The organism is Caldimonas sp., assembly GCF_046291045.1.
In the GTDB taxonomy this organism is placed as follows: domain Bacteria; phylum Pseudomonadota; class Gammaproteobacteria; order Burkholderiales; family Burkholderiaceae_C; genus Caldimonas.
In genome coordinates this window covers 1-4402 of sequence record NZ_JBKBSL010000074.1, presented here as the reverse complement: position 1 = coordinate 4402, position 4402 = coordinate 1, and the positions used below count along the sequence as shown (strand labels likewise).

7 protein-coding genes are annotated in these 4402 nt (G+C 69.9%); 1 reads left to right on the top strand and 6 read right to left on the bottom strand.

All coding sequences use genetic code 11. The features are described from left to right. Positions 1 to 730 (top strand): HD-GYP domain-containing protein (locus ACK4ZD_RS15280; protein WP_409664002.1); only part of this gene is annotated, 730 nt, incomplete at its 5' end. Positions 731 to 883: 153 nt separating this feature from the next. Here ACK4ZD_RS15280 and ACK4ZD_RS15275 read toward each other — a convergent pair. The 6 genes from ACK4ZD_RS15275 to ACK4ZD_RS15250 form a co-directional block, all read right to left on the bottom strand. Next, on the bottom strand, positions 884 to 1855 hold the full coding sequence (locus ACK4ZD_RS15275; RefSeq protein WP_409664000.1) for a ParB/RepB/Spo0J family partition protein: 972 nt from the start codon (positions 1853 to 1855) through the stop codon (positions 884 to 886). An 8-nt stretch (positions 1856 to 1863) separates the two neighbouring features. Continuing rightward, positions 1864 to 2415, bottom strand: coding sequence for an RBBP9/YdeN family alpha/beta hydrolase (locus tag ACK4ZD_RS15270; RefSeq protein ID WP_409663997.1), 552 nt, complete (start codon positions 2413 to 2415; stop codon positions 1864 to 1866). A gap of 22 nt (positions 2416 to 2437) precedes the next feature. Then, complete coding sequence (locus tag ACK4ZD_RS15265) at positions 2438 to 3208, bottom strand: ParA family protein (protein ID WP_409663994.1); 771 nt, start codon at positions 3206 to 3208, stop codon at positions 2438 to 2440. Between the two features lie 19 nt (positions 3209 to 3227). Further along, on the bottom strand, positions 3228 to 3662 hold the full coding sequence (locus tag ACK4ZD_RS15260) for a type II toxin-antitoxin system VapC family toxin (protein WP_409663992.1): 435 nt from the start codon (positions 3660 to 3662) through the stop codon (positions 3228 to 3230). Next, entirely contained in the window at positions 3659 to 3904 is a 246-nt protein-coding gene (locus tag ACK4ZD_RS15255) for a type II toxin-antitoxin system Phd/YefM family antitoxin (protein WP_409663990.1), read from the bottom strand. Before ACK4ZD_RS15255 ends, ACK4ZD_RS15260 begins: the two co-directional genes overlap by 4 nt. A gap of 62 nt (positions 3905 to 3966) precedes the next feature. Beyond that, positions 3967 to 4402: LysE family transporter (locus tag ACK4ZD_RS15250; RefSeq protein ID WP_409663987.1), on the bottom strand; the 436-nt coding region annotated here is incomplete at its 5' end.

The window sequence follows — 4402 nt, the reverse complement described above, 5'->3', positions numbered from 1 at the left end:
CGGGTGCGCTTGGCGCGCAGCTCAAAGCCCGTATACATCGGCGCCTCCAGACTCATCTGCTTCATGTCGCTATTGTCCCATCCCGGCAGTCTGGCAGGAAGGTTTTGCAGACCTTCCCGAGCAGCTCGACGGTAGCGGCTATCCCCGAGGGCTGTCCGGTGAGGCCCTGAGCCCGCTGGGGCGCATCCTCTCGCTGGCCGAGGTGGTGACCGCGATGTACGGGCGCGACCCGGTGGATCCGGAGCTTCGCCTGTCGGTGGCGTTGCGCATGAACCGCCATCGCTATGACCCGGAGCTGACGCAGGTGCTGCTGGAGCTCCTGGCGGACTGCCCCGCCAAGGCGCCGCCGGCCTCGGTGGGCGACCCGCTGGCCGAGCTCGGCGAGGTGCACGGCCTGCTGCAGGGCTGGGCCGCGGTGGCCGATGCCCCGGGGCCCGAGGCGGTGCGCCTGCGTGCGACGCAGCAGCTCGCGGCGATCCGGCGCGCGCTGGCCGAGGCGGGGGCGAGCCCCGAACAACTGCAATGGCTGGGGGCGGACGCGCTCGAGCCCCGCCTGCTGGCCGAACTCAGCCTGATCGCACGCGAAGCCGCCTGGCAGGTGCGCACCGTCTCGCGCGAACTGCGCCGCCGCTGGCGGCTGGAGCCGGGCCAGGCCTACCCCGAGGCGCTGGAGCGCTGGTTGGCCGAGGTGGCCCGCGTGTGCGGACCGCTGGTGCGCGGCCGGTTGTGAACGGGCTGCCGGATAGGGGCGCAGGGCGCGTGCCGGCGTCCGCGCGCACGGTACGGCTCGCGCGCGATCTCGATGAACCCGGCTGTGGCGCCACTCAGGGGGTGGCTTCTCCGCCAGGCGCGGCGCGCCGATGGCCCGGACAGCGGTGTGGGCTCAGCCTGGCTGCAACCCCAGCTTGTCCAGCAGGCCGTTGAGCTCGTCGAGCGAGCCGAAGGCGATCGCCACCTCGCCCTGTTCGCCGCGCTTGGTGCGCTTTTTCACCCGGATCTCGACGGCGGCGGTGAGATGGTCGGAGAGCTGTTCCTCGATGCGCCGCAGGTCGCGCGGCTTGTCGTGCTTGACCCGCAGAAGCGGTGTTTGCCGGGTCTGGGTGGCGCGGGTGACGAGCTTTTCGGCCTCGCGTACGCTGAGCTTCTTCGCGACGATCTCGTGGGCGCGGAGGATCTGCTGCGCGGCTTCGAGCGGCAGCAGCGCGCGCGCGTGGCCCATGTCGAGGTCGCCGGCCATCAGCATCTGCTGCACCGGCTCGGCCAGGTGGAGCAGGCGCAGCAGGTTGGAGGCGGCGCTGCGCGAGCGCCCCACGGCCTGTGCGGCCTGCTCGTGCGTGAGTCCGAACTCGTTGATGAGGCGCTGCAGGCCCTGGGCCTCCTCCAGCGGGTTGAGATCCTCGCGCTGGATGTTCTCGATCAGCGCCATCGCGGCGGCGGCCTCGTCGGGCACCTCCTTGACCAGCACCGGCACCTCGTTCAGGCCCGCGAGCTTGGCGGCACGAAAGCGCCGTTCGCCGGCGATGATCTCGAACCGGGGCAGTCCGCCGAGGTCGTTTGACGCGCCCGTCGCAGGGAAGGGCCCCTGCGACTTGTCATGGGATGCCTTTCCTGGTGCGTCCAAAGGGCGTACCAGGATAGGCTGCATGATGCCCTGGGCCTTGATGCTCTGGGCCAGCTCGTACAGCGAGCCTTCGTCCATGCGCGTGCGCGGCTGGTATTTGCCAGGCTGCAGCTGGGCGAGCTTGAGGGTGGAGGGGGGGCCGTCCCCCGTCGCGGTGGCCGGGCTGTCGTTCACCTTGGGGCCCAGCAGGGCTTCGAGGCCGAGGCCGAGGCCTTTGGGTTTTTTCGTGACCATGGGCGGGTTCAGGAAACGGAAGAAGGGGTGGGGCGCAGCGCGTCGAGCAGGGCGCGGCCCTCGGGCCAGTCGCCCAAGCCGGACTGGTGGTTGAGGTGGCCGCGCGGGCCCAGGCTCACGAGCTGCGCGCCCCACTGCTGGGCCATCTCGGCGGCGCGTTCCGTGCTGCAGTAGGGGTCGTCGGTGCTGATGACGGCCGTGGCCGGGAAGGGCAAGCGCTCGCGCACGATAGGCCGCCAGTTGTGCAGTTGGGGCGGCGTGCCGTCGTGTTCGGTGTCGGGCGGGGCCACCAACAAGGCGCCCCGGACGCGGTCGGTCAGCCGCGAATGTGCCGCCCAGGCCGCCACGAGCTGACAGCCCAGGCTGTGGGCCACCAGCAGCGCGGGCGTGGGCTCGGTCCTCAGCACCTCATCCAGCCGCGCCATCCAGTCGCCGCGCCGGGGCCATTCCCAGTCGGCTTGTTCCACGCGGGTGTCGCCGTACAGGGCTTCCCAGCGGCTTTGCCAGTGGTCGGGGCCGGAATCGAGCCAGCCGGGCAGGATGAGGACGCGCAGGGTCATGGGCCGGGATGGTACAGGGGCCTCACATCGTGGCGATGCGCGCGACCATCTCGCGTGCGAACTCGACATAGGCTTGGGCGCCGCGCGAGGCCGGGTCGAACACCACCCCGGGCTGGCCATAGCTGGGGGCCTCGGCCAGGCGCACATTGCGCGGGATCACGGTGTTGAAGACCTTGTCGGCGAAGTGCTGCTTGAGTTGCTCGCTCACCTGGCTTTGCAGCGTGATGCGCGGGTCGTACATCACGCGCAGCAGGCCGATGATCTTCAGGTCGGCGTTGAGGTTGGCGTGCACCTGCTTGATGGTGTTGACCAGGTCGGTGAGGCCTTCGAGCGCGAAGTACTCGCACTGCATGGGCACGATCACGCCGTGGGCGCTGACCAGGCCGTTGAGCGTGAGCATCGACAGCGAGGGCGGGCAGTCGATCAGCACGAAGTCGTAGTCGGCATCGGCGGCGGCCAGGGCTTGCTTCAGGCGCCGGTCACGGCGCTCCAGATCGACCAACTCGACCTCGGCGCCGGCCAGTTCGCGATTGGCGCCCAGCACGTCGTAGCCGCCCAGTGCCGAGCGGGTGCGCGCCTCGGCCACCGTGGCCGATTCGAGCAGGACGTCGTAAACCGACAGCGGCAGGGTGCGCTTGTCCACGCCCGAGCCCATCGTGGCATTGCCCTGGGGGTCGAGGTCGACCAGCAGCACGCGCTGGTCCACCCGGGCCAGGCCGGCGGCGAGGTTCACGGCGGTGGTCGTCTTGCCGACGCCGCCTTTTTGGTTGGCAATGCAGAAGATCTTGGCCATGGGCGGGTTCTTGTGGGGCTCAGAGTTCGATGAGATCGACGCCCACGGCACGGGCGGCGCGTTGCAGGGCGGTGTCCAGCGTGGCCAGGGGCAGGCGGCGGCGCATGGCGAGGTCGAGGTAGCTGGCGTCGTAGACGCAGAGGGCGTGTTCGCGGGCCAGCGGCAGGAGGTCGTGGCCGCTCAGGCGGGTGGATGCCTGGTCGGTGGTGATGGGCAACTGCTCGAGGCTGTCGAGGATTTCGGCCACGTCGGCGGGTGTGGCGCGCTGCCGGCGCTCCGCCGACAGCAGGATGTTGGCGATCTCCAGGTGCCACAGGGCGGGAACCAGTGCGCCTTCGTCGGCCACTCGGTCGAGCAGGGCCTGCGTGCGGGGGCTGCGTTCGTCGATGAAGCACCACGCCAGCGTGGCCGACGCGTCGAGCACGAGGCCGGCCGTGCGGATCGCCGTGCTCATCCCTTGCGGCCTTCGTCCCGAAGCTCGCGCCAGTCCAGGCCGCCCAGGCTCAGGCGCTGGCCGATGTCCTTCAGGCGCGCTACGGCATCGGCCACTTCTTCGCGCCGTGACGTGGTCATGGGGCTGAGGCGGGCCACCGGACGGCCGTGCTTGGTGATGACGACCTCTTCGCCTTGTTCGACGCGGTCGAGCAGGGTGGACAGATGGGTCTTGGCCTCGAAGGCGCCGACGGTGGTGGTCATGAAATTGGACTGGTTGAATCAACTGGTTGAATTGTCGGATGCCGCCGGCAGAGGTGTCAAGCTCAGTTCGTCGTCAAGCGGATGCCAAAGCCGATCAGGAAGACGCCGGCCAGCCGCTCCAGCCATTTCGCCACGCGCCGGTGGGCACGCACCTTGGCGGCAATGGCGTGGGCGAAGGCGCACAGGGTCAGGCAATACACGGCGGTGAGCACCGCGATCGTGACGGCCATCGCAGCGAAGGTGACCGCGCCCTGATGGCGGGCCGGGTCGATGAAGAGCGGGAAGAAGGCCATGTAGAAGACGATGGCCTTGGGGTTGAGCACGGTGATGAGGGTGGCCTGGCGGAAGTAGCGGCCGGCTTCCATGGGCACGACGGGGTTCGCACCGTCCTTGGCGCGCAGCAGTTTGAGGCCGATCCAGCAGAGGTAGGCGGCGCCGGCGTACTGCACCGCCTGGAAGACGCTGGGGTGGGTGGTCAGGAGCGCGGCCACGCCGGCC